Origin of the sequence: Pseudomonas sp. CM25, assembly GCF_013179705.1 — a bacterium.
Classification (GTDB): Bacteria; Pseudomonadota; Gammaproteobacteria; order Pseudomonadales; family Pseudomonadaceae; genus Aquipseudomonas.
In genome coordinates, this window is sequence record NZ_JABMCW010000062.1 from 1 (window position 1) to 21807 (window position 21807).

The 21807-nt window shown below is 62.4% G+C and carries 20 protein-coding genes; 3 read left to right on the forward strand and 17 right to left on the reverse strand.

The genetic code is table 11. The annotated features are described in order from the left end of the window. Window positions 1-600 (forward strand): YciK family oxidoreductase (locus tag HP546_RS09500; protein ID WP_172223445.1); only part of this gene is annotated, 600 nt, incomplete at its 5' end. A gap of 124 nt (window positions 601-724) precedes the next feature. On the opposite strand, the gene HP546_RS09505 is transcribed toward HP546_RS09500, so the two are convergent. From HP546_RS09505 to HP546_RS09535, 7 genes are all read right to left on the reverse strand, one after another. Next, complete coding sequence (locus HP546_RS09505) at window positions 725-1510, reverse strand: iron-containing redox enzyme family protein (RefSeq protein ID WP_172223449.1); 786 nt, start codon at window positions 1508-1510, stop codon at window positions 725-727. Window positions 1511-1540: 30 nt separating this feature from the next. Continuing rightward, complete coding sequence (locus HP546_RS09510) at window positions 1541-4000, reverse strand: EAL domain-containing protein (RefSeq protein WP_172223453.1); 2460 nt, start codon at window positions 3998-4000, stop codon at window positions 1541-1543. Window positions 4001-4133: 133 nt separating this feature from the next. After that, window positions 4134-5966, reverse strand: coding sequence for an ABC transporter ATP-binding protein (locus tag HP546_RS09515; protein ID WP_172223456.1), 1833 nt, complete (start codon window positions 5964-5966; stop codon window positions 4134-4136). Next, the gene (locus HP546_RS09520; protein WP_172223460.1) at window positions 5959-6591 is read right to left on the reverse strand and encodes a DsbA family protein; all 633 of its coding nucleotides are present in this window, start codon (window positions 6589-6591) and stop codon (window positions 5959-5961) included. Before HP546_RS09520 ends, HP546_RS09515 begins: the two co-directional genes overlap by 8 nt. A 3-nt stretch (window positions 6592-6594) precedes the next feature. Beyond that, window positions 6595-7527: a rhodanese-related sulfurtransferase gene (locus HP546_RS09525; protein ID WP_172223465.1), complete on the reverse strand. Its 933-nt coding sequence runs from the start codon at window positions 7525-7527 to the stop codon at window positions 6595-6597. 220 nt (window positions 7528-7747) lie between these two features. Then, window positions 7748-8044, reverse strand: a complete 297-nt coding sequence (locus HP546_RS09530) for a BolA family transcriptional regulator (protein WP_172223468.1) — start codon at window positions 8042-8044, stop codon at window positions 7748-7750. 10 nt (window positions 8045-8054) lie between these two features. Continuing rightward, entirely contained in the window at window positions 8055-8579 is a 525-nt protein-coding gene (locus HP546_RS09535; RefSeq protein WP_172223471.1) for a DUF2059 domain-containing protein, read from the reverse strand. Between the two features lie 154 nt (window positions 8580-8733). Between HP546_RS09535 and HP546_RS09540 the strand changes: the two genes are divergently transcribed. Then, window positions 8734-10128 carry a class II fumarate hydratase gene (locus tag HP546_RS09540; protein WP_172223475.1) on the forward strand — a complete coding sequence of 465 codons (1395 nt, stop codon included), beginning with the start codon at window positions 8734-8736 and terminating at the stop codon, window positions 10126-10128. 43 nt (window positions 10129-10171) lie between these two features. Here HP546_RS09540 and HP546_RS09545 read toward each other — a convergent pair whose 3' ends face one another. Continuing rightward, entirely contained in the window at window positions 10172-11134 is a 963-nt protein-coding gene (locus HP546_RS09545) for a DMT family transporter (protein WP_172223479.1), read from the reverse strand. A gap of 351 nt (window positions 11135-11485) precedes the next feature. Beyond that, window positions 11486-12979 (reverse strand): polyphosphate:AMP phosphotransferase, encoded by a 1494-nt coding sequence (gene pap, locus HP546_RS09550; RefSeq protein WP_172223483.1) that lies wholly within the window; start codon window positions 12977-12979, stop codon window positions 11486-11488. Between the two features lie 136 nt (window positions 12980-13115). On the opposite strand from pap, the gene mnmC reads away from it, so the two are divergent. Beyond that, window positions 13116-15095 (forward strand): bifunctional tRNA (5-methylaminomethyl-2-thiouridine)(34)-methyltransferase MnmD/FAD-dependent 5-carboxymethylaminomethyl-2-thiouridine(34) oxidoreductase MnmC, encoded by a 1980-nt coding sequence (gene mnmC / locus HP546_RS09555; protein ID WP_172223487.1) that lies wholly within the window; start codon window positions 13116-13118, stop codon window positions 15093-15095. Between the two features lie 480 nt (window positions 15096-15575). On the opposite strand, the gene HP546_RS09560 is transcribed toward mnmC, so the two are convergent. The 8 genes from HP546_RS09560 to HP546_RS09590 all read right to left on the reverse strand — a co-directional run. After that, window positions 15576-16181, reverse strand: a complete 606-nt coding sequence (locus tag HP546_RS09560) for a hypothetical protein (protein WP_172223491.1) — start codon at window positions 16179-16181, stop codon at window positions 15576-15578. A 148-nt stretch (window positions 16182-16329) separates the two neighbouring features. Further along, window positions 16330-16602, reverse strand: coding sequence for a hypothetical protein (locus tag HP546_RS31785; protein WP_372242421.1), 273 nt, complete (start codon window positions 16600-16602; stop codon window positions 16330-16332). 65 nt (window positions 16603-16667) lie between these two features. After that, window positions 16668-17030 carry a hypothetical protein gene (locus tag HP546_RS09565; protein ID WP_172223494.1) on the reverse strand — a complete coding sequence of 121 codons (363 nt, stop codon included), beginning with the start codon at window positions 17028-17030 and terminating at the stop codon, window positions 16668-16670. Next, complete coding sequence (locus tag HP546_RS09570) at window positions 17027-17473, reverse strand: structural protein P5 (RefSeq protein ID WP_172223498.1); 447 nt, start codon at window positions 17471-17473, stop codon at window positions 17027-17029. The genes HP546_RS09565 and HP546_RS09570 overlap by 4 nt, the downstream gene beginning before the upstream one ends. A gap of 98 nt (window positions 17474-17571) precedes the next feature. Then, complete coding sequence (locus HP546_RS09575; protein WP_172223501.1) at window positions 17572-18375, reverse strand: hypothetical protein; 804 nt, start codon at window positions 18373-18375, stop codon at window positions 17572-17574. A 19-nt stretch (window positions 18376-18394) separates the two neighbouring features. Continuing rightward, entirely contained in the window at window positions 18395-20344 is a 1950-nt protein-coding gene (locus tag HP546_RS09580) for a hypothetical protein (RefSeq protein ID WP_172223506.1), read from the reverse strand. Window positions 20345-20387: 43 nt separating this feature from the next. After that, window positions 20388-20870: a hypothetical protein gene (locus tag HP546_RS09585; protein WP_172223510.1), complete on the reverse strand. Its 483-nt coding sequence runs from the start codon at window positions 20868-20870 to the stop codon at window positions 20388-20390. Next, on the reverse strand, window positions 20870-21807 hold a 938-nt coding region (locus tag HP546_RS09590), incomplete at its 5' end, for a host specificity factor TipJ family phage tail protein (protein ID WP_256678449.1). The genes HP546_RS09585 and HP546_RS09590, both read right to left, overlap by 1 nt.

A 21807-nucleotide genomic window follows, 5' to 3' on the forward strand; every position in this document is an offset into this window, starting at 1 on the left:
GCCAACCTGAACGAGGTGTATGACCAGATCGAAGCCGCCGGGCATCCGCAGCCGGTGGTGATCCCGTTCAACCTGGAAACCGCCCTGCCCCATCAGTACGACGAGCTGGCCGTGATGATCGAGGACCAGTTCGGCCGCCTCGACGGCCTGCTCAACAACGCCTCGATCATCGGCCCGCGCACGCCGCTGGAGCAGCTGTCGGGTGAAAACTTCATGCGGGTGATGCACATCAACGTCGATGCCACCTTCATGCTCACCAGCACCCTGTTGCCGCTGCTGAAACTGTCGGAAGACGCCTCGGTGGTGTTCACCAGCAGCAGCGTCGGGCGCAAGGGGCGGGCTTACTGGGGCGCCTACGGGGTGTCGAAGTTCGCCACCGAAGGCCTGATGCAGACCCTGGCCGATGAACTGGAGGGTGTGGCGCCGGTGCGCTCCAACAGCATCAACCCGGGCGCCACGCGCACGGCGATGCGGGCCCAGGCTTACCCCAGCGAAAACCCGCAGAACAACCCGCTGCCCGAAGAGATCATGCCGGTGTATGTATACCTGATGGGGCCGGACAGCAAGGCGGTGAATGGGCAGGCGCTGAACGCCCAGTAAAGCTTTTGCCTGTCCGACCCCTATCGCCGGCAAGCCAGCTCCCACAGGATCACCTCAAGCCAGGGCAATGCGGGACCCCTGTAGGAGCTGGCTTGCCGGCGATGGGGCCGGCACAGACGAACGGTCAGCCCGCCGCCAACGCCGGGCGCATACGCCCCTGCTGGCGCCCTTCCAGCTGCATGCACCGCTCCAGGAACAGGTACATGCAGTCATAACTCTTGCAAATCGCCCGGCGCAGCTCGGTTCGCAAGCCCAGGGTCGGGTTCTCGCCAGCCAGGGTACAGATGATCTCCAGCGCCTCCCACGGGTGCGCATCATCGTACTGGGCGTGCATCTTCAGCCACTTCATCGCCCGCTTGCGCTGATCCTCCGGGAACCCCTGCGCATAGGTATCGGTAGAGCACACCACCGCCGACCATTCGCCGGTCGCACCTTCGATGGCATAGTTGGTGGCCGCCATGGAAATGGCCAGGTTCTCGGTAGCGCACACGCGCCAGCACCAGTCGTTCAAGCCGTTCAGCTCGGGCGGCACTTCCTGCGCCTGCAACTCGTGCAGGTGCACGCCGTGGGCCTGGCACCAGTTCACCCAGTAGTCGGCGTGGTTGAGCTCGACACGGATGTTGCGCATCAACCAGCGCCGCGCCATGTCTTCGCCCTGATGCCGGCCGTAGCGGGTCTTGGTCAGGTTATGGGCCATGTACAGCGAGAACTGCTCTACCACCGGCCAGCCACCGATCAGGTACTGGCGGATGGTCGACTGCTTCAGCTGGCCATCGCGAAGGCGCGTGTAGAACTCATGCTCGACCACCCGGCGCTTGCTTTCTCGGCAGTCTTCAATCAGTTGCTGGGCCCATTGGGGGTAGCTGGCGGGGTCCATCAAAGGCCCGATACGGATGAATGCATCAATCACTTTCAGCTCCTTGATCCTTGTGATTTCTAGCTAGCGAAAGGTGCCAGGCGCCCGCTGCAACAGAGGCCGGGCGGCGATCCGTTGGCGCTGCAGACTGTCACAGGTGAACACCTGAGGGCGTTCGATCAGGTAGCCCTGGGCGTAATCCACGCCTATTTCCTGCAGGGCCTGCTCGATCAAGGGTGTTTCGACAAACTCGGCAATGGTGCGCTTGCCCATCACATGGCCGATGTGGTTGATGACCTCGACCATGGCCCGGTTGACCGGGTCGTCGAGCATGTCCTTGACGAAACTGCCGTCGATCTTGAGGAAATCCACGGGCAAATGCTTGAGGTAGGCGAACGAAGACATGCCGGCGCAGAAATCATCGAGCGAGAACCTGCAGCCCAGCCCCTTTAACTCGTTGATGAAGCGGATAGCGCTGCCCAGGTTGGCAATGGCGCTGGTTTCGGTGATTTCAAAACAGATCATGCGCGGCGGAATGGCGTACTCGACAAACAGCCGCTGCAGGTATTCGAGGAACTTGTCGTCACCAATGCTCGACCCCGAAAGGTTGATGGCGCAGATCGACAACGGCCCTTCGCGCCCTTCGTCCAGGCACTGGCGAATGACCTGGAACACATTGCGCACCACCCAGCGGTCCAGCGCGGTCATCAGGCCATAGCGCTCCGCCGCCGGGATGAAGCTGCTGGGCAGGATGGTGCGCCCGCTTTCATCGTGCAGGCGCAACAGGATCTCGATATGGCCCGGGCCTTCGAACGATTTCAGCGGGGCGATTTCCTGCGCGTACAGGCAAAAGAGGTTTTCTTCCAGGGCCACATGCAAGCGCTGGATCCAGGCCATTTCGCCAAAGCGCATGGACAACTCGCTGTCGTCGGCGTGGTACACCTGCACGCGGTTGCGGCCCTTCTCCTTGGCCATGTAGCAGGCCATGTCGGCGGCGCGCAGCGAAGTCTCCAGGGTGCCGGGCGCCTGGGCCATGTGCACCAGGCCAATGCTGACCGTGGTGACGAACGGCCGGCCTTTCCAGACAAAGTGCAAACTCTGCACCATCTGCCGCAGTTGCTCGGCAATGCGCTCGGCCTGGTCGGGCGGGCAGTTTTCCAGCAGCACGCCAAATTCGTCGCCGCCCAGCCGCGCCAGGGTGTCGCCTTCGCGCAAGCCGGATTGCAGCACGGCGCAGATGTGCCGCAGCAACTCATCGCCGGCGGCATGCCCGCAGGTGTCGTTGACCAGCTTGAACTGGTCGAGGTCGAGGAACATCAGCGAATGCCGCCCAGCCTGGCGCGCCAGGCCATTGAGCGCCTGCTCCAGGCGGTATTCGAACTCGCGGCGGTTGGCCAGGCCGGTCAGGGCGTCGTGGGTGGCCTGCCAGGACAGGTTGGCGATGTACTGGCGCTCCTGGGTCATGTCGTGCAGCACCAGCACCATACCGCTGACCTGGCCCTCATTGACGATTGGCGAGCCCACCAGGTTGATCGACACGGTGCTGCCATCCAGGCGCTGGATCAGCCGGGCATGCTCGGCGCCGCCCTTGAGGCTGCCGCTAAGTACCTGCTCGACCAGGCTGCGGTCATCCTCCTCGGCATGTTCGTCAACCAGGCTGAACAGCGCCGACAGCGGCAGGCCCTGAGCCTGGCCGGCCTGCCAGTGGGTCAGTTGCTCGGCGGCCGGGTTCATGTAGCCGATGTAGCCCTCCACATCGGTGGTAATCACCGCATCGCCAATGGCCTGCAGGGTGATTTGCGCGCGCTCTTTTTCTTCCTGCAGAGCGCTGGCGAAGGCCTGCCGCTGGGCCAGCAGCTTGCTCGAACGACGCCAAGCGATGGCAATCAGAAACAGCGCGGTCAGCAGGTTGGTGATCAGCAGCACCCGCAGCAGCATGCGCGAGCCTTCGCCCAAGGCATCGCTGAACGCTTTCGCGGCCGGCGTGACGCCTTCGTTGATGGCAACGATACGGGCCTGCCAGTCATCGACCGTGCGCGCATCCACCGGCGGGCCGCTGCTGAAGCGCTGGCGCACTTCGCCGGCCAGTACATCCAGCTTGGCCAGGTACTCGTCGCCAATGTTCCAGAAGTCGATGGCGGTCTGCATGTAGCTGACGTTACGGAAGTTGCGGTAGAACCAGATGATCCGCTCGACATCGTCGGGGTGGTTGCCACCTTGCAGCACAGCCTGGCGCGCGGCGTCCAGGTCGGGCCGCGGGTGGTCCAGCACTTCGCGCACCTGCTGGTCGCCCTGGGGCACAGTGATGGCCTGGCGATAGCGCTGATAGGTGCTATCGTCGCGGTTTTCGGCATACAGGGTGAGGTAGTAGATGGCGTCTTTCTGCGCCTTGGACCACAGGCTTTCGCCCGCAACATAGGCGCGCACGGCCGAGAGCGTATAAAGACTGAGGCTGCCCAGCGCCACCTGGAAGACCACGACGGCGATGAAGGGCCAGGTAATGCCGAGCAACTTTGGCGCTTCTAGAGTGCGATGTCCCTTCATGGAGTCCCTGTCACAGAGCAGATAAGGCGCAAATCAACCCAGACAAGCACAGCGTAGGCCATTTGCCATCTTCGTGGAGGGGATTTTTATGACAGAAAACCGGGAATTTGTACGGCCTGTGCTGGCTTGAGGTTCAGCTCTGCTGGAGATGTCCGTAGAGCTTGGCATACAGCCCACCGTCGGCAATCAGTTGCTGATGGTCACCGTCTTCGGCCACATGCCCGCCATCGAACACCAGCACCCGGTCAGCCTGCTTCACCGCCGACAGCCGGTGGGCGATGATCAGCGTGGTACGGCCGCTGAGGAAGCGCGCCAGGGCCTGGTGCAGGTTGTACTCAGTAGCGGCGTCCAGGGCCGAGGTGGCCTCGTCGAGGATCACCACCTTGGGCTCGGCCAATACCATGCGGGCAATTGCCAGGCGCTGGCGCTGGCCACCCGACAAACGCACACCCGAGCGCCCCACCACGCTGTCCAGGCCCTGCGGCAAGGCGGCGATGGTGGCATCCAGCTGGGCAATGCGCAGCGCCTGCCAGCAAGCGTCGTCGCTGCAATCGCGGCCCATGCTCAGGTTGGCACGCACGCTGTCGTTGAACAGCGACGGGTGCTGCAACACCACTGCGACGTTTTCACGCAGGGTTTCCAGGCCGATTTCCTGCAGGCTGGCACCGCCAAAGCGGATGGTGCCGGCCTGGGCGCTGTAAAGCCCCAGCAACAGCTGCACAAGGGTGCTCTTGCCACCGCCGCTGGCACCTACGATGGCCACTTTTTCGCCCGGGGCAATGGACAGGTCGAGGTGCTCCAGCACCGGTTCGTCGGCATAGGCAAAGCGCAGATCGCGCACATCGATACCCACTGTCTCGCGCCCGGCGAACGGGTCGCTGGCAGCCGGGTATTGCGGTTCGTCGGCCCGCGCCAGCAGCTCGTTGAGCCGGCTCAATGCGCCGCCAGCGGCATAGTAGGCGTACTGCAGGTTGAGCAGCTGCTCCACTGGCCCGATCATGAACCACAGGTAGCTGAACACTGCCAGCATCTGCCCGATCGACAGGTCGGAGAACAGCACGGTCAACATGGCCGCAGCCCGGAAGATATCGATGCCGAACTGGAACAGCAAGCCACTGGCACGGCCGCTGGCGTCGCTCTTCCATTGCGAATCCACGGCGAAGTCGCGCACTTCGCGGGCACGCAGGCCCAGGCGGCCGAGGAAGTAGCCCTGGCGGTTGCTGGCGCGGATCTCCTGGATGGCATCGAGGGTTTCGGTCAGCGCCTGAGTGAAGCGTGCGGTGCTGTCGTTCTCGAGCTTTTTCAGGTGCTTGACGCGCTTGCCCAGCTGTACGGTGAAATAGATCACCAGCGGGTTGAACAGCAAGATCAGCAGGGCCAGCTGCCAGTGCATCCAGATCAGGATGGCCGCGGTGCCGGTCAAGGTCAGCATGGCCACCAGGAAGCGGCTGAGGGTTTCGCCGACGAACTTGTCGAGGGTGTCCAGGTCGGTGACCAGGTGAGTGGTGACCGTGCCGCTGCCCAGGTCTTCGTATTCCTTCAGCGAAATCCGCTTCAGCCGCTCGATCAGGCGAATGCGCAGGCGGTACACGATGTCCTTGGCCAGACCCGCGAACAGCTTGGCCTGGACCACATTGAACGCCAGCGCCGCCAGGCGCAGGCAAAGCGTGAGGCACAGCATCAAGCCGATGTAACCGGCCGCTACCTGCCAACCGGACGGCAGCAGGTTGTTCATCCATTTCAGCGCGGCATCACCATGACCCAGCAGCACTTCATCGACCAACAGTGGCAGCAGCAACGGAATGGGCACGCTGCAGCACGCTGCCAGTACGGCGATGAGGTTGGCAGACCAGAGGTTTTTCTTGTGGTGCAGGGCCAGACGGCGAATTTCCGCCCAGCTCAGTCGATCGGCCGCAGCGCAAGGCTTGCCCGGTACCGGGTCGGGTGACCCAGGCACATCAAGCACAGGCGGCCTGCTGCAACCAGCGGCCAAGCAACGGCTGCAGGCTGTCCAGCGGCTGGTAGCCGTTGGTCAGCAAGGCCAGCTGGCCGTGGCGCTCGGCCAGCAGGGTCGGGAACCCGGCAATGCCCAGGTCCTGGGCCCAGCTGAAATCGGCAGCGGTCGCGGCGCGCGTGTCGGCGCCGGCGAAGGCCTGGGCGAACACGGCGCGGTCGAAGCCCGCCTGTTCGGCCAGGTCGACCAGCTGCGGCGCGGTGGTCACATCCATGCCTTGCTCATAGAACCCGCGCTGGATCAGCGCCAGCAACGGCCAGACGCGCTCGGCGTCCAGCTCGCGGGCCGTGACCAGGGCGCGGCAGGCAGGCTCGGTGTCGTAGACGAAACCGTCGGGCATGGCACCCTCGAAACGGAACGGCTGGCCGGTCGCTTCAGCCACCGCCTGCCAGTGTTCGAGGATGTACTTGCGGGTAGAGCTGTCCAGCGCGCTGCCGCCGGTGCGCAGCCCGCCTGGCACCACACGGGTGGGCACGCCGGCCTCACGCGCCTGGGCGATCAGGGCCGCGGCCACTGGCGCGAAACCCCAGCACCAGGAGCACATCGGGTCCATCACATAGATCAGGCGTGCAGACATGCATCAGGCCTCGGCTTTGTAGTTGAAACCGATCGGGTGCGGCAGGTTGCGCGCCTTGGCCAGTTCGATCTGCTTCTGCCGGTCGATGGCACTGCGCCGGGTCTTTTCGCTCAGGGTGTCCCAGCAATGCGGGCAGCTGACACCTGGCGAATAGTGCTCGGACGCGCGCTCCTCTGCATTGATCGGGTGGCGGCAGGCGTGACACTGGTCGTACTCGCCTTCGCTCAGGTCATGGCGCACCGTGACGCGGTTGTCGAAGACGAAGCAGTCGCCGTCCCACAGGCTTTGTTCCTGAGGCACTTCTTCGAAGTATTTCAGGACGCCGCCTTTAAGATGATAGACCTCCTCGAAGCCTTCACCGAGCATGTAGCTGGAAGCTTTTTCACAACGAATGCCGCCGGTGCAGAACATGGCAACCTTCTTGTGCTTGCTCGGGTCAAAGTTGGCCTTGATGTACTCGGGGAACTCGCGGAAGGTTTCGGTCTTGGGATCGAGGGCGCCCTTGAAGGTGCCGATGGCCACTTCGTAGTCGTTGCGGGTGTCGATCAGCAGCACTTCAGGGTCGCTGATCAGGGCGTTCCAGTCCTTGGGCTCGACGTAGGTGCCGACGGCCTGGTTCGGGTCCACGCCCGGCACGCCGAGGGTGACGATCTCTTTCTTGAGCTTGACCTTGGTGCGGTAGAACGGCTGCTCGTCGCAGTACGACTCTTTATGGTCGACGTCGACCAGGCGTGGGTCGGTGCGCAGCCAGGCCAGCAGGCCATCGATGCCTTCGCGGGTGGCCGACACGGTGCCGTTGATGCCCTCATGGGCAAGCAGCAGGGTGCCTTTGACGTTGTTGTTTACCATGGCCTCGAGCAGCGGCTCGCGCAGCTCGACGTAGTCTTGCAGGGTGACGAACTTGTACAGCGCCGCGACGACGATCGGTTGAGACATGAAGCAGGATCTCCAGGTGGGTGCCCTCGTAAGGGGCGGACCGGGTTGTGCAAAAAACAGGGGGCCGCTGTGCGGTCCATCGCCGACAAGCCAGCTCCCACAGATACTGCACCACTCTCAAGTAGGGCGCTTTACCTGTGGGAGCTGGCTTGCCGGCGATGGGCTGCACAGCAGCCCCCTTTTGGGATGTAGCGAATTCTACCAGAACAACAGCAAGGTTTCAGTGCCCGCCGCCCGCGCACACCGGCGAGGCCGGTGCAACACCGACCTTGGCCCACTCTTCGCCGGTATAGGTATGAATGGCCAGGGCATGGATCTGCCCCATCAGCTCACCCATGGTGGCGTACACCTTCTGGTGGCGCTTGACGCTGCTCAACCCGGCAAACTGCTCGCTGACGATCACTGCCTTGTAGTGGGTCTCCTGACCACGACTGTGCATGTGACTTTCATCGAGCACCTGCAGATGTTGCGGCGCCAGGGCTGCCAGCTGCTGTTCGATACGCTGTTGCATGGTCATTGCGGCGTTCTCACTTTTTCGCCGGAACGGCGGCCTTGCCTGCGTTCGGGTCCAGTTCCTTGGTCATGTCTTCGAGCAGCTTGTTGACCACAGGTACCGCAGGCTCCAGGCTCTGCTGGGTCAGCTGGGCCGACTGCTGGGTGACCTTGGGCATTTCACGCAGCACTTTCTTGCCCAGCGGCGATTCGTAGAACTTGACCAGGTCCTTGAGCTCCTGCTCGGTGAAGGTCTGGGTGTACAGGTCGACCATCTTCGGCTTCAGCTTGTTCCAGCCGATGGCGTTGTCCAGCGCGGCGTTGGCCTTGGCCTGGTAGCCTTCGAGTACCGGCTGCTTGCTGGCCGGGGCCTTGGTCTGGGCGAAGCGCTGGGCAAACATCTGCTGGACCTGCATGTACACCGGGGTGCCCAGCTTGTCGGCGTTGGCCAGGGTCAGGAATTTCTCGGCAGCAGCGTTGTGGCTGGCGGTGGCAGCGAGCACCTGGCCGCTGGCGCAAGCCAGGGCAACGGCGGCACAAAGGACACGGAGACGGGTCATTGCATTTCCTTCAAAGAGGGGGAGGCAGGTACCTCAGGGTAGAGCATTCTGCGCCGTGGTGGCGATGTGCTCAAGTGGCACGACGAGCGACGGAACCGCTCGGTCGAATCAGGGCCTAAACTGCGATTTCGAACTACACAGGAGTGCGTACAGAATGAGCCGTATCGAGACAGACAGCCTGGGCCCGGTCGAAGTTCCGGAGGACGCCTACTGGGGTGCGCAGACCCAGCGTTCGCTGATCAACTTTGCCATCGGCAAGGAACGCATGCCCCTCGCGGTGCTGCACGCCCTGGCGCTGATCAAGAAAGCCGCGGCGCGTGTCAACGACCGCAATGGCGACCTGCCGGCGGACATCGCCCGGCTGATCGAACAGGCCGCCGACGAGGTGCTGGACGGACAGCACGATGACCAGTTTCCGCTCGTCGTGTGGCAGACCGGCAGCGGCACCCAAAGCAACATGAACGCCAACGAAGTAATCGCCGGGCGCGCCAACGAACTGGCCGGCAAAGGCCGGGGCGGCAAGGCGCCAGTACACCCTAACGATCACGTCAACCGCTCGCAGAGCTCCAATGACTGCTTCCCCACCGCCATGCACATTGCGGCAGCCCAGGCGGTGCATGACAAACTGCTACCTGCAATCGCCGAACTGTCCTCGGGGCTGGCGGAGCTGTCTGCACGCCACCACAAGCTGGTCAAGACCGGTCGCACGCACATGATGGACGCCACGCCGATCACCTTCGGCCAGGAAGTGTCCGCCTTCGTTGCCCAGCTGGACTATGCCCAGCGCGCCATCCGCGCCACCCTGCCAGCGGTGTGCGAGCTGGCCCAGGGCGGCACCGCCGTGGGTACCGGGCTCAACGCCCCGCATGGCTTTGCCGAAGCCATTGCCGCCGAGCTGGCGGCGCTGTCCGGGCTGCCGTTCGTCACCGCGCCAAACAAGTTTGCCGCCCTCGCCGGCCACGAACCGCTGACCAGCCTGGCGGGTGCCCTGAAGACCCTGGCCGTGGCCCTGATGAAAATCGCCAACGACTTGCGCCTGCTCGGCTCCGGCCCGCGCGCCGGGCTTGCCGAGGTACGCCTGCCGGCCAATGAACCAGGCAGCTCGATCATGCCGGGCAAGGTCAACCCTACCCAGTGCGAGGCGCTGTCGATGCTGGCCTGCCAGGTGCTGGGCAATGATGCGGCGATTGGCTTTGCCGCCAGCCAGGGCCACTTGCAGCTGAACGTGTTCAAGCCGGTGATCATCCACAACCTGCTGCAGTCGATCGAATTGCTGGCCGATGGCTGCCGCAACTTCCAGCTGCACTGCGTGGCGGGTATCGAGCCGGATGCCGAGCAGATGGCCGCGCACCTGGAACGGGGGCTGATGCTGGTGACGGCGCTGAACCCGCATATTGGCTATGACAAGGCGGCGGAGATCGCCAAGAAGGCCTACAGCGAGGGCAAGACCCTGCGCGAGGCGGCGTTGGAGCTGAAGTACCTGACCAATGAGCAGTTCGACCAGTGGGTGCGGCCCGAGAACATGCTGGCACCGGGGGGCAAGGGATAAGCTCTTTATTGCCCCGCCCCGGCCCTATCGCCGGGGCAGGCGATCAACGAGCCTGGGCCAGCCGCGCCCGTCTCGAGCGCCAGCTGGCCACCAGCGAGGGCCCCAGCGCCACCAGTGCCGAACCCAGCACCACGGTCACCGCCCCCACATAACCCAGGGCATTGATGTCCTCGGCATGCACATGCTCAGGCCATACCACCGCCGCCAGCGCCACCGCGACAAAGGTCACCAGCGGGGTCAGCGCCAGGGTGGCACTCACCCGCGACGCCTCCCAGTGCGCCAGCGCCTCGGCAAACGCGCCGTAGGCCACCAGGGTATTCAGGCAGCAGGCCAGCAACAGCCAGCCCTGCACCGGCGTCAGCTGCAAGGCTTGCAGCGGGTGCACCCAGGGCGTCAACAGCGCAGCGCAACTGAGGTAGATCACCATCATCACCTGCTGCGAATGCCAGACTGTCAGCAGCTGCTTCTGGCTCAGGGCGTAGAACACCCAGATGCTGGTCGCCAGCAGAATGGTCAGCACACCGGTGGTGTAGGTTCCCAGTGAAGTCAGCAGTTCTTCCAGGCGCTGGTTGAAAAACAGGCCAAAGCCCGCCAGCAGGATCAGCAGGCCCACGCCTTGCCCGAGGCTGAAGCGTTCACGGAACACGAACACGCTGGCCACCAGCAACAGCACCGGGCCAATCTGCACCACCAGCTGCGCGGTGCCCGGGCTGAGCAGGTTGAGGCCGATCAGGTACAGCACGTAGTTGCCCATCAGCCCGAGCACGGCCACCACCACCAGGCCCTTGCCACCGGCCGACAGCTTGCGCAATGACGGCAGCTGGCGCTTGGTCGCCAGCCAGACGAACAGCAGGCCGCCGGAGACCAGCAGGCGATACCAGGTGACCGTCACCGGGTCGACCACTTGTAGCACCTGCTTGAGCTTGATCGGCAAGATGCCCCAGAGCAGCGCGGTCAGAAGTGCCAGGAACAGGCCAAAGCCCCAGCGGCCGGAAGTGGTGTGCATAGCGTCCTCGATCAAGCCCGTGGTGGGGTGGTTGAATTCTACGGGCTTGGAGGGTGGGGGCGGTGGAGAGTGCCGAGAAAAGAATTCATCAGGTCATTCTTCTGGGGCATGGCTGGGCAAGCGTATGTCCTGTGCCGACCCCTTCGCGGCGGTTCGACGCCTCGATGAACCGATCTCATAGAACTGCACATAACTTACTGATTCAGCAGGGACCCTGTGGGAGCGGGCGTGCCCGCGAACACCGGCGCAGCCGGTGCCATGCACCGCGTTGGATTCTTCGCGGGCGCGCCCGCTCCCACAGGGTCCGCGGAGCGCCCAGCATTCACCCGCGAAGAGGCCAGAACAGGCAACCTACTTCTTGTGCTTGGCAAACGCCGCCTCAAGCGCCTGATTGATAGTGCGCAACACCTTCACCCGCGCCCAGCGCTTGTCGTTGGCCTCCACCAGCGTCCACGGTGCGATCTCGCTGCTGGTGCGGTCGACCATGTCGCCGACCGCCTGGGCGTAGTCGTCCCACTTTTCGCGGTTGCGCCAATCATCCTCGGTGATCTTGTAGCGCTTGAACGGGATCTGCTCGCGCTCTTCAAAACGCTCCAGCTGGGTCTGCTGGTCGATCGACAGCCAGAACTTGACCACCACCACGCCCGCATTCACCAACTGCTCTTCAAAATCGTTGATCTCGCTGTAAGCGCGCATCCAGTCCCCCGGGGTGCAAAAACCTTCCACCCGCTCCACCAGCACCCGGCCATACCACGAGCGGTCGAAGATGGTGAACTTGCCGCGCGCCGGAATATGCCGCCAGAACCGCCACAGGTAAGGCTGAGCACGCTCTTCTTCAGTGGGCGCGGCGATCGGCACAATGCGGTACTGGCGCGGGTCCAGCGCTGCCGCCACGCGGCGGATGGCACCGCCCTTGCCGGCCGCATCGTTGCCTTCGAATGCAGCTACCAGGGCATGCCGGCGCATGCGTTTGTCGCGCAGCAGGCCGGCCAGGCGGGCCTGCTCGGTGACCAGTTGTTCCTGGTAGTCTGGCTTGTCCAGGCGCAGGGTCATGTCCAGCGCGCCGAGCAGGCTGCGGTCGTCGATGCTGCGCCCCAGCGGCGCAACGTTGCCCTGGTGCTTGCCCTTCGGGTTGTTGGCCAGCGCTGCCTGCAGGCTTTCGAGCAGAATGCGCCCCACCGCCAGGCTGCGGTAGTTGGGATCGACACCTTCGACGATATGCCACGGTGCATAGTCGCGGCTGGTGCGACGCAGCACGCGCTCGCCAAAACGCACGAAACGGTCATAGGTTTCCGACTGCTGCCAGTCCAGCGGGCTGATCTTCCAGCTGTGCAGCGGGTCGTCCTTGAGCGATTTCAGCCGTGCCTTCATCTGCTTCCTGGACAGGTGGAACCAGAACTTGATGATCAGCGCGCCTTCGTCGCACAGCATCTGCTCCAGGCGCTCGGCGCCGGTGATGGCCTGGTCGAGCACGGCGTCCTTGAACACCCCGTGCACCCGCCCCTGCAGCATCTGGCTGTACCAGTTGCCGAAGAACACCCCCATCCGCCCTTTCGGTGGCAAGGCCCGCCAGTAACGCCAGGCCGGCGGGCGGGCCAGCTCTTCGTCGGTCTGCTGGTCGAAGGTGAGCACATCGATCATGCGCGGGTCCATCCACTCGTTGAGCAGTTTTACCGTCTCACCCTTGCCCGCGCCTTCGATGCCGTTGATCAGTACGATCACCGGGAAGCGCGCCTGCTGCTTGAGTTCGTACTGGGCTTCGAGCAGGGCCTCGCGCAAAGCGGGTACCTCGGCGTCGTAAGCCTCCTTGTCGATGCTGTGGCCGATTTCGGCGGATTCGAACATGCACTGGCTCCTTCAATGGCTAACCAAGACTAGCGGATTTCATTTCTGCCTGTATTGACCTGTTGACGGCCGAAGCCGCTGCCACAGGTGTTGCGGATGGCATAAAATCCGCCCATCCGCTGCAACCGAGCCAACCATGTCCACCCTCCTCCAGCATGCCCAGATCGACTGGGACGACCAAGGCCGCCCCCATTCGCGGCAGTACGACGACGTCTATTTCGCCGTCAACGAAGGCATCGAAGAAACCAAGCACGTGTTCCTTGGCCAGACCCGCCTGGCCGAGCGCTTTGCCAGCCTTGCGCCGCACACCTGCATGGTGATCGGCGAAACCGGTTTTGGTACCGGCATGAACTTTTTCTGCGCCTGGCAGCTGTTCGACGCGCACGCGCACAGCGATGCACGCCTGCACTTCATCAGCGTCGAGAAATACCCCCTCGGCCACGCCGACATGCTCCGTGCCGTACGCCTGTGGCCTGAGCTTGCCGCCTATACAGAGCCACTGCTGGAACAGTACGTGGCCATCCACCCGGGCTTCCAGCAGTTCACCTTCGACAGCGGCCGGGTCACCCTCACCCTGTTGATCGGGGATGTGCTGGAACAGCTGCCGCAACTCGATGCACAGATCGATGTGTGGTTCCTCGACGGCTTTGCGCCGGCCAAGAACCCGGACATGTGGACACCACAGCTGTTCGCGCAACTGGCGCGGCTGTCGCACCCGGCTGGTGCTGCCGAAGCCACAGTGCTGGGCACCTTCACCACCACTGGCTGGGTACGCCGCAGCCTGGTCGAAGCCGGTTTTGCCATGAAAAAGGTGCCCGGCATCGGCAAGAAGTGGGAGGTGATGAGCGGCGCCTACGTCGGCCCCCTGCCCGGCCCCGAAGCGCCCTGGTATGCGCGCCCGCCTGCCGCACCAGGGCCGCGCGAGGCGCTGGTGATCGGTGCCGGCCTGGCCGGTAGCAGCAGCGCCGCCAGCCTGGCCCGGCGTGGCTGGCAGGTGACCGTGCTGGAGCGTCACCAGGGCGCGGCACAAGAGGCCTCAGGCAATCCGCAAGGGGTGCTGTACCTGAAGCTGTCCGCCCATGGCACTGCCTTGTCGCAGATGATCCTGTCCGGTTTCGGTTATACCCGTCGCCAGCTCGAACGCCTGCAGCGGGGCCGTGACTGGGATGCCTGCGGGGTGCTGCAGCTGGCTTTCGACAGCAAGGAAGCCGAGCGCCAGGGCAAATTGGCTGCTGCCTTCGACCGCGACTTGCTGCAGCCACTGCAGCGCGCCGAGGCTGAGGCCCTCGCCGGTGTCACCTTGCCGGCGGGTGGGCTGTTCTACCCCGAAGGCGGCTGGGTACACCCGCCTGCACTTTGCCAGCAGCAGCTGCAGCACCCGGGCATTCGCCTGCTGACGCACCATGAGGTGCTGGAACTGCGCAAGGTTGACCAGCAGTGGCAGGCCTGGGCTGGCAATCGCCTGCTGGCCAGCGCACCGGTGGTGATCCTGGCCGGTGCGGCCGAAGTACGCCGGTTCGAGCCTTGCGCGCAGCTGCCGCTCAAGCGCATCCGTGGGCAGATAACCCGCCTTGCCGCCACCGCCAGCAGCCGGGCGCTGCGCACGGTGGTGTGTGCGGAGGGCTACGTGGCACCGCCGCGCGAAGATGAACATACCCTGGGCGCGAGCTTTGATTTCCACAACGAGGACCTGACGCCGACGGTTGCCGAGCACCAGGGCAACCTGGCGTTGCTGAATGAGATTTCACCCGACCTGGCCCAGCGCCTCGGCGCGGCGGAGCTGGACCCTGAGCAGTTGCAGGGCCGTGCGGCGTTTCGTTGCACCAGCCCGGATTACCTGCCGCTCGTCGGGCCGGTGGCCGACGCGCAGGCATTTGCCCAGGCCTATGCGGTGCTGGGGCGGGATGCACGCCAGGTGCCGGATGTGGCTTGCCCTTGGCTGGGTGGGTTGTATGTGAACAGCGGGCACGGGTCGCGTGGGTTGATTACCGCGCCGCTGAGCGGTGAGCTGCTGGCGGCCTGGGTGTGCGGGGAACCACTGCCGTTGCCGCGGGGGGTGGCGGAAGGTTGTCATCCGAACCGGTTTGGGGTGCGGCGATTGGTTCGGGGAAAGTGATTGCCTTGGGGCGCATGCCGTTGAATTCATGGCGCCTGCGAATCGAGCGCCGCCCGCGCGGCGCTGGATTTATCGCCACGCCACAAAAACCAGGGCGGACAACCAAAAACTGAAAACCCTTATAACAGATCGTTCTAAAACTCCTGCAAACCACCCTGGTCAGTTCCTTAAGGTGCCCTAATCCGGGGCATCACCTCCCCAACGGAAAAACCGGTAAGGACTTATGTGCGGATTAGCAGGAGTATTGGAAAAGGGGGTTTTAAAGGCCTACAGGGGCCATATTTCCCCCTGATTCCCCCATAAAAACCACTTTTTGGTACAAAAAGTGGTACGAGTATTACAGTCAAGCCTGATGCTCAAGGCCTGACCCCGCGCTGTCACTAGTTGGCCGGCGCCACCTCCTCCAGCGGACACTTACATCCGACCCATTGCAACTCACCTAGACACATATTGTTTTCTACTACAACCCATTTCCACCACTCAATAAGTCACAAAAGATTTAACGACATGAATCATAACCGGACTCCAGTAATCGTCTCTCTTCGAGCTCCACGACAAACTAATTCTAACATCGAGATCCGGTCTAGGTATTAGGATATTGATTACATCCCAAGTGTCTTCCGGATCATCGGCCCCTGCACGGAGATAACCGGTAACTAACGCGGGAAGCCCTGAAACAAGCATCACCACAGGATCATGTATGGTTATAACTTTAAGCTCGCCACTATTACTCAAGCCTTTAGCTAGGCCGCCTTTAATCTTAGATAGACGCTCTGCCGTCATAGACTCTAGCTCTTTGGTGTTTAGTCCATTTTTCTTTGGCCAAAGGCTGACGGAAATCATCGCATTTGCAGATAATGAATGTGCCAAAAGCAAAGTCCTCTTTTCCTTGGCCACCTCCTCTACAGTGAAACTCCTGCTTTTCTCATGGACTTTTAATTTCCATTGCGCAGGAACATCCAATGAAATTTCGGTGAGCAGCTTCACCTTCTTGAATTCAGTCTCACCAATCGCTGTCGAAGCGACAACCATAGTGATAACTAAGAAAAATGTTGCCGCAAGAGTTTTGCAGTTAAGAGCCCCCATGACTTCCCTCCGCCAGACTAGCGTTTGCGTCATGACAGTGTAGATGGCTCTCGCCCCAACTTCCGGCGCAGTGCCGCCCTCCCCTCCTAACTCAGTCACACGTCGACTCGCAAGCCAGCTTAGCTATCCGGCTTCGCTCAAGCGCCGTTCACCGACAAGATTGCACTGCAGCTAGAAGTTGCCTCTCGTACCCCATCCGCTGAAGGCGCTCTGCCAGCAATGCGCGTACCTTCACCTCGAGGCTGTCAGTCTTGAGCAGACCGGCAGCAGCCCAGGTCGGGACCGCCACCTCTGACGGCCGACACGGCACCTGCACTGGTACCTCAACGCGCACATACTGGGTCTGCGGCTCAACCTTCCCGGCGCACCCGGCAATGCTCAGGGTCAGCACCAGTCCGCTCCTACAGGCAAGGCCACGGATTACGCTGCTTGCAGATCGAAACCACTCTATTCCGCTCCTGCGAACACGTGTTTTCAGCCCCAGGCTCATAGGCCAAGCTCCTTGTCGATGATCGAGGTTGCTGCCGCGCACTGGTCACCACCGATGCGATCCTGCTGTAGCCGGTTCGCCGCGGCATAGTCAATATCCGCGCGGTCCTTGGCCTGAGCCACCGCCTGCTCAGCGCCGGCTTGGCGATCCTTCGCCGCCAGGGTAAGGTCGCCCAAGGCCTTGCCCTGTTCCTGAGCCAGGCCTGCGAGGTTGTCGCGCGCCGCGGTGCACGCCGCCACCCGGTCCTGCTCTGCGTCGAGAGCCGGTCGGAAGTGGCTGGTGGTGGCCCAGCCCCCCACAGCGATGCCGAGCAAGACCAGCAGGCCGGCACCAGCGACCCGAAGCAACCAGGTGCTCATGCGAGCGCCCGCCGAATGCCCTCATCGATCACCTCGGCGTTGTAGGGGTTGCCGCCGTTCTCGTGGACGATGATGCCCACCACTGCCTCCCGCAGCACCTTCGGCTTGGAAATGTCGATGGAGTCGCGGACGCCTACGCCCAGGCGCTTTGCGATCGCCTGGGCATACGCCAGGGTGTTGTTCTCGCTGGATGGGGCCCAGCGGCTGATGAACTCCAGCGGGGTGTCGATGCCGGGTCGACCGACACCGGGCATGCCGTCCTTGCCGCGGTAGTTGATCAGCAGCTTGCCCAACGCGCGGATACCGTTTTCGGGATGGTCGAAGCGGGCGAACCGCGGGTTTGCTACACCCACCTCCAGGCCGAGCTGGCCCTGCCAGGCATTACGGGGGTTGAAATCAATGTTACCGGGGTTGTTATTGCGGACACCGCGAGGTGTAGACATGGGTTCCTCCAGGCACGAAAAAAGCCCGCACATGGCGGGCTACATGAATTTCAGGCACAAAAAAACCGCTCAAGGCGGCCCCTTTCGGACTGTTGCGTTTACGAGATCCCGTATACCGACTTCATTGCGGCGACCAGCTCTGCGAGCTGACTCTTGCCAAGGTCACTGGTAAGCAGCGACCCGTTGAAGGTGTAAATGTCTCCGATCTTCGAATTGGCCAGGCCGCTTGATGGGTGATATCCAAGTTCGAGATACGAGCCATCGACAATTACGGGGGAGCTGCTGCGCTGCAGGGTGGCGAATGTTGCCGCTTGGTTGACGGCAAGCGACAGCAACTGGGAATCACTGAAGTCGATGACCACGATCGCCCATGCGCCGGCCGGGCGCGCGGCTCGAACCACTGCCGTGTTCGTGATAACAGGGCCGGCCGCCATGAAGACATCGGTGTTTGGGGATGCTGCAAGCGAACCGTAATAGCGCAGCATCAGCGAGGTGTAATCGTCCGCAGGGCCGAAGCCTGCCAGCAGGTTGACGGCACCGCTGGCAGAAACGTCGGCGGATGCGAGCGCCACCGCTGCCACTACGGTGTAGGAAGTCGTTAGGCTTCCGCTTGGTAGAGCGAGTCCCGAGTTAGCTCCGGCGGCTAGCGCCTTCTTGCCAGAAACTTCGGCCAGGCTCAGGTTTTTTGGTAACGTGCCCTTGGAAACCAGCGGCTGGCCGGTTACTCGACAGCGTCCAGAAACACCGCCACCAGATACAGCGGTCATTGCTCGAGCAGACGCCGCATGCTTTAAAGACGAAATCTTCGCCGCAACTGTATCAGCGGCGTTCATGTTGATGCGGGGTGCATTCGCCGAAGCGGCTGCGGTAACGCCTGGTAGGACGATCAGTTGGCCTGCCATGTGTTTTCCTTACCTTGGCTCAAGGGGTTGTGATGTTGATGCGCTGGTGGCATGCCCAGTTGTAGAGAGGCTGCCCGTAAGCATCCTTGTCCGGGCTGCTGTCGCGCAGGCATGAGCGCGGCCCAGTGGTTGGCCCGCCATTCGAATTTGGCAAACCGATGTCTGCTAGGCCGATATAGGCGCCCGTTCCAGTTGGGTTGGCGCTCAACGTGATATCGACTGTGCTTGGGCCAACCATGGCTACGCTCTGAATCGTTGCGCTGGCGGTGCTATCGACGTATCGGAACCCCAGATTCCCAGGATCAGTCACGTTGAGGCTATCGATAACGAGTGGCGCTACCGGCGTATAGAACTGGACTCGCACAACGCGCCCGGTACGAACTGCCGATACCATGTGGGTCGGCTTCCACGAGGAACCATTGATGATCGCCTCGGCCGCCCTGGCGTGCATCGAACCTACCCGCACAGAAGACATGGACGGCAGATGAACGCCGTCCTCGGGGTTAGTCGGCACCCAATACTTCGGGCCTGCGCAGTAGAAGCGGGTCGGATAGTCCAAAGCCGCCTGCAGCTGCTCCAGCGGAACAAAGCTCTCGGTGATCCCGGCGTAGGCGCTCCAATTGCTGATTTGGTCGAGCAGAATTGGGATTACGCCACCCTGCCCGCTTACCGCTTTGATGTCGGTATCGTAGTCAGCCTGCAGCTGTAGCAGCGAAGCGAGATAGGCGCCTTGTGCCGAGGCCCGGTCTGCCTCACCCTGAATCCAATCAATGAATGGGACCTTGTAGCCGAGCCCGCGGGCCGTGCACTCAGCCTTGGCTGCGGTCACCGCCGTCATGCTGTTGGCGTATCGCCCAGTTGGAGACCCCTTCGAAAGCTGGGCAATGGTATAGCCACCCCGGCCGTGGCAGCTGGTGAGTAGCCCGGCATTGCTGGGCAGGCCACGGTTTCGGTTAAGCTGCGCCGACAGCTGAACGACTGGCGTTTCTTGGGCCTTGCCCACCAAGGGGATGAAGGGCGCCACCATGTCGGAGGTGAGCGTGTCGTCCTGGTTCGACAGGCGAACGCCGTCCTTTATGGTGAACAGACGATTCGCAGTTGGCGGCTGGGTCGTCACCACCGGCGAGCCAGTGCCTACGGCAAGGGATTGACCCGAGCCAACAATATGCAGAACAGTCGTAATGAACTCAGCCCATGTACCACTAACAGGAACATCAACCGTTACCGGCGCTGAGCTGCCATACCGACGAATGAATGTGAGCCGGCCACTGGACACTTGAGGCGAAAAATTGTCGCCGCTGGAAGTAATTTGGAATGGCACACCATCAACTAGAACCCAGACATCCTGACCACCGATTGGACCCTCCACATAGGCGGTGACAGTTCCGCTGGCCTGGCCGTATATAACAACTTCACCAGACCATTTAATTCCGAGAAGGACCACGCCGTTGACGTCGGTAACTGCCCAGCTGTAGTCGCCGATCAGATCAAGCCCAGGCAATTGGTCAAGCAGTGCGTGAGCAGCGCCATTGGCCTTGACGCCAAGGATTGCCCGGTAATCTTTGTCGACGACCGCAAATGGCATTTCATCGGCGAGAGAGCGCGGCTGCGACAGGCTGTACGCGGCATCAGCGGTTTCGGATGCTTTTCGCGTGGCCTTGGAGTTCGGATAAGAGTCAACGAATACAGCGGTGTCGCCAGCGTGACGGTAGACATTCACGTACAAATCAAGCTCGCTAGACAGAACACTGAAGTTTGTTCCATCAGCAGTTTCTGCAAGCCCCTCTTCGACGGAGGTGTATGGCATCGCCCCTCCAAGAAGCGTTGCCAGGTTCGTCATAACCATGGCATTGGTCGGGCGCATCACTCCGCCGCCGACATCCACCATCTTCACTTCCGGAGACAAGAGAAGCTCGTTGGTCTTGTCTATGGTTTGTGTCAAGCGCGCGAGATCTTCTGCTCCGCTCATGTTTACTCCAGGCGAAAAAAAGCCCACCGAAGTGGGCAGGGAATTAGGTGGCCGGCGCGCCGGGCCATGATCGGGTGTACCAACGTTCCAGCAGCAAGCGCAGCTGGGCGGTCATCTGGGCGATTGGCATGCCCGCAAGCAACGATGTGAACTCAGCCTCATCCACCACCGGCAGCTCGAACAGCTCAAGCTCGGCGGTGTAGCGCCACAGGTCGACGCCAACCAGCTCAGGCCCCTGGTAAATGTCGGTGAACCTAGCCCGCGTAGGCTTGATGCCAAGCGGGCTCTTGATCGGGCAGAGGAACCAGTCCGCATACCCGATACCCCATTTGCACCAGCCTTCGAACAGCCGGGCCTGTGCGGCGGTAAGCAGCCAGGAAACACTGACCATCGTGGGCACACTGCGAAACCGCCGGCGCTGCATGGCTCGACCGCTGGCCATCGTCGTCCTGACAATAGGGCTGACCGGTGAGAATCCGTAGCCCTCGCGCAACGGCAACGGCAAGCCGTCAGGTATAGAGAGCATCAGCTAGATCCCCTTGGTGGTGCGAAGTTGTCATCGTCGGCGTAAACGCGCACGTCGTAGTTCACAGCCTCAACATCGGTCGTGAAGTCCTTCGGAGCGATCGAGCCAATCAGGATCGGATAGCACCACCTGGTGGTCGTGCCGAACAGCAGGTACGGGGGCTCAATGTCCCAGCTCAGGTCGGGCTCAAAGTCCAACCCAGGCACCGTCAGCCGCGTGTCATCGACTCGGGTGGCCGGCCATGGACCGCTGAGCGTGCCGTCCGGCTTTCGCAAGCCAACAACGTGGGCGGCACCCTCCTCCCAAGTGAGCGGCTCCGAGCTCTCCAACAAGGTCAGGCTGTTGCCCACCTGGAAGTCGATGAGGACAGAGCTCTGGCCATACCCCGGGATGTCGTCAGCAGCAGCGCAGTAGCTCTTGTACCGGCTGTTCATCGCCGATAGCTCGGTGGTGAAGCTGTAGCCGTGGCGCTGGTACTTGTAGCGGCGGCGTTGCCGGATGCCGATCCGCCAGGCCCGATCCCTGTTGATGACCCCTTGCAGCGTGATCTTTTCCGTTTTGGCCCCTGCATCACCGGACAGCCGACACTTGACCGTCTCTTTCTGCCAGGTGCTTTCATCGACGTACTCGACATCGACGCCGTCGTAGTCGTCTGGCCTGACAGTGGTGAACTTGCGCGTCAGGTTGCCGATGATGTTCTGCGGGGTATACATGTGCTCGAACACTGAGCGCGGCTCGTCACGCACGGGGCGAATCAGGCCGCGATCAATGGTCAGCTCGGCAAACCCCGCCATCAGGGCGTTGTTCAGCGCCTCAAGCACGGTTTCCTGGCCAGTCACCGCAAGGTCAAAATAGTCCCCGCGAGCCTTCCAAATGGCATCAAGCCGGTCCAGTTCTGCCAGATCGAGGTCATCGTCCGTGTAGCCAATCGTGCGCG